Source organism: Nonomuraea jiangxiensis (assembly GCF_900099965.1).
Taxonomy (GTDB): Bacteria; Actinomycetota; Actinomycetes; order Streptosporangiales; family Streptosporangiaceae; genus Nonomuraea; species Nonomuraea jiangxiensis.
The window spans coordinates 1-2,806 of sequence record NZ_FNDJ01000062.1; the positions used below are offsets into that span (position 1 = coordinate 1).

General features: G+C 67.6%; 4 protein-coding genes. All 4 read left to right on the forward strand.

What is annotated here, in order from left to right; all coding sequences use genetic code 11:
• Positions 1-300: 300 nt before the first annotated feature.
• The 4 genes from BLS95_RS53770 (at position 301) to BLS95_RS53780 (ending at position 2,560) form a co-directional block, all read left to right on the forward strand.
• Positions 301-630 carry a hypothetical protein gene (locus tag BLS95_RS53770; protein ID WP_090947372.1) on the forward strand — a complete coding sequence of 110 codons (330 nt, stop codon included), beginning with the start codon at positions 301-303 and terminating at the stop codon, positions 628-630.
• A gap of 207 nt (positions 631-837) precedes the next feature.
• On the forward strand, positions 838-1,473 hold the full coding sequence (locus BLS95_RS53775; protein WP_281250154.1) for a DUF1963 domain-containing protein: 636 nt from the start codon (positions 838-840) through the stop codon (positions 1,471-1,473).
• Positions 1,474-1,770: 297 nt separating this feature from the next.
• Complete coding sequence (locus tag BLS95_RS56630; RefSeq protein ID WP_176993932.1) at positions 1,771-1,929, forward strand: hypothetical protein; 159 nt, start codon at positions 1,771-1,773, stop codon at positions 1,927-1,929.
• A gap of 64 nt (positions 1,930-1,993) precedes the next feature.
• A complete protein-coding gene (locus BLS95_RS53780; protein ID WP_218136469.1) occupies positions 1,994-2,560 on the forward strand; it encodes a recombinase family protein in 567 nt (188 codons plus the stop codon).
• Positions 2,561-2,806: the final 246 nt, after the last annotated feature.

Here is a 2,806-nt window from a genome sequence, read left to right on the forward strand (position 1 = left end):
CTGGCCGACATCGGTATCCACCCTTGTGACGAGGTCGAGCCCCTGGAGAACCTCGAATCCAGAACCCACTGGATCAAGAACCCAGCCGGTGTCATTCATCTGCTCGCGGAGTCCGGCTGATCCTGATGTCCCGATGAGGTGAGCAGCTACCCTCGGCGGTATCGCGAAGCCAAACGCCGAGCTTCCCGAGTCGCTCAAGCTTCGACGACACAAGCCCAAGGGTTTGCTGTCGCAGGACAGTCGCTCGCCTAGATGATCCGATTAGGTGGCGGAGCTGCGTTATTCGAGCTCACTGACGCGGTGTTGCCGGCGCCGACGATCACCTCGCTGCCGTACCTGAGCCTGGAGCCGGTCTTTCGCCGCAGCTGGGGCAGCCTGTATGACGCGCCGACCCACGGGCGGATCGATGCCGGGCGGGTGCGGCCCACGCGCCTGGAACGGCGGCCGCCGACCACCGCCCACGACTGGGGCGAGCACCTGGCCGCGCTCACCGACCAGCTGCACAAGGGCGGCACGCTCGCCCTCCGGCACTGGGACCACAGCAAGCTGTACAAAGCTCTGGCTGAGGATCTCAGGATGCTGGATCAGGCTCACCCGGGCGGGCTGGACGAGCTGGCGTCACGGCGCTGAAACCAGTGTGCTTTCGTCCCGGACGTAACGGGCAAGAGCGGAAAAGGACCTAGGTATCGCCGGCGCATACGTGGAACCCGGCCATGATCGGACAATTCTGTTTGTCCTGTCCGGGTGAACCTTGCATCATCCGGACCTACCTTGCCACCACTCGCGAGACGTTCGGACTAACCCTGCATCGGGAGAGATCTGACAGTCCCGCTGAGCCTGTTCGCGGTCCTCGACACCGACGCCCTGGCCCCCTGGCTCGGCGACCTCCTTCCGGCCGACACGGGCCTGCTCAACTTCTTCTACCTCGACAGCGACTCCGAGACGTGTGACCCTGCCGCCGCCGACCTGGCCGGCAGATTCAGGATCTACGCCCCTCAGATGGGAGCCGTGGTCGCCGCCCGGTCCGGGCACGCCGTGGAGACGGACCCACCCGCCCGGTCCGGTGTCTTCGCGCCGGTCGCATGGGCGGCCTCGCCGGGGTTCGCCTTCCCCGACACCTTTGACCCGGCCTGGTGGGCCATCGACGTGGAACCTGGTGCCGACGGCGACTTGGTCGTCGACTACGTCATTGAATACACCAACATGTCGAACCTCGACAGCGACTGGCCGGAACGGCCGGGCGCGCTCTACGGCCGGGACGCCGCCTTCGGCTGGCCGATCTTCCCCACGGGAAGCTCGCCGTTGCTTCCCGGCAAGGACGACCCGAACCGCTACCACCACCTGCTCCAGCTGTCCGACGAGCATGAGTGGCGCATCGGTGGCGACGGCGGCTGGATGCACTGGTCGATCCCCACCGACGCACTGCGGACTGGCGACTTCAGCCGGGCGATCCCGACCCCGGACATCTGGTGACCACCGGGATACAGGTGGGCCCCGGCCGGATCGATCCGCCTACCGTCAGACCCCGGTGACCGCTTCCACCGAAGATGCAAATTAAGTCTGAACAAGCACGGCGGTCGCTGCTCGGATCTACTTCTCAACCTGCGGGCCAGCGTCCCGGACCCGGCAAGGTTCGGCCGGAACGGACACTTTTCGCCCCAGGATCCAGCCGCCCGCGCCGCAGCCGCGCGCTGAGGTCCTCATGCACCTTTTGCGTCCGGGTTGCTCGACTCCGACCTGTCGCCGAAGGCCTGCGGGTAGCCGGACGGCATGAGCAAACACACGCCATGGGACAAGGAAGCCGCCGCCAGGGTGCAGTCAGCGGCCGCCCGCAACCCCGGCTGCCCCAGCGACCGCGATGGCCTGGACCGCGAAGCGCAGTCCCAGGCCGACAGGAACGAGGACCAGGACCAGGACGACGCCGCCTGACCCTTCGTCTTGTACGCTGCCTTCTACGTGGGGGCTTCACGTTGAGCTAACGATCGGCGGGGAAGTGCCGGTCCAGGATGTCGGCCGACTCCGGCAGGATGACGAACCCGCCGTTGCCGTGGAAGCGGCCGGCCTGCAGGGCGATCAGCTCGGCGAGTGCCGCGGCGAACGGGCCGGGCGGCCTGGAACCGGGCGTGGGCGTCCGGGAACAGCTGCTGGGCCCGTCACCCGCCTGTCGCGCGCCGCCCGCTCACTGCGCCACCTGCTGAACTTGGCGGCGCAACTTCGCGAGCGCGAAGTCGACCTCCTGGTGCTCAAGCAGGGCATCGACACCTCCACACCGTCCGGGCGCCTGCAGTTCCACATGTTCGGTGCCTTCGACGAGTTCCTCCGCGAGCTCATCGTCGAGGGAACCCTCGAAGGGCTCGCCTCGGCCCGAGCACGCGGCCGCGTCGGCGGGCGCCCACCCGCCCTGGACGCTCACGGCGTGGAGATGGCCCGCGCGTTGTACGAGATGAAGGGCGATGCCGGTAAGCGCCGCTACACCGTCCAGCAAATCGCCGGTCGGCTCGGCGTCAGCCGCGCCACGATCTACCGTCACCTTGACCCCGACAAGCCGGTCTCGGCGTAGGAGCGTGGTGCTGCCCCCGATCTCTTACAACGGCGGCGAGGCCAAGCTCGCCGCCGTGCTGCCCGAGCCTCACGGTCGCCGCCGTCCCGGCGCCGGGAGCCGCATAGCCACGATACGACGGCATGGCGGCTTCATGCTCCGTCGTTCCTGGCCTGGGCTTGATCCGGTTTGACGGACATCCGAGATCAGGGGCTTGTCCCCGGAAGGATGTCCATGATGGAGAGCATGGGGAAGAAGAAGCCGCGT

What these genes read in the sequence shown, in the direction of transcription:
- BLS95_RS56630 (WP_176993932.1), top strand. Translation starts at nt 1,771, where the DNA reads ATGAGCAAACACACGCCATGGGACAAGGAAGCCGCCGCCAGGGTGCAG.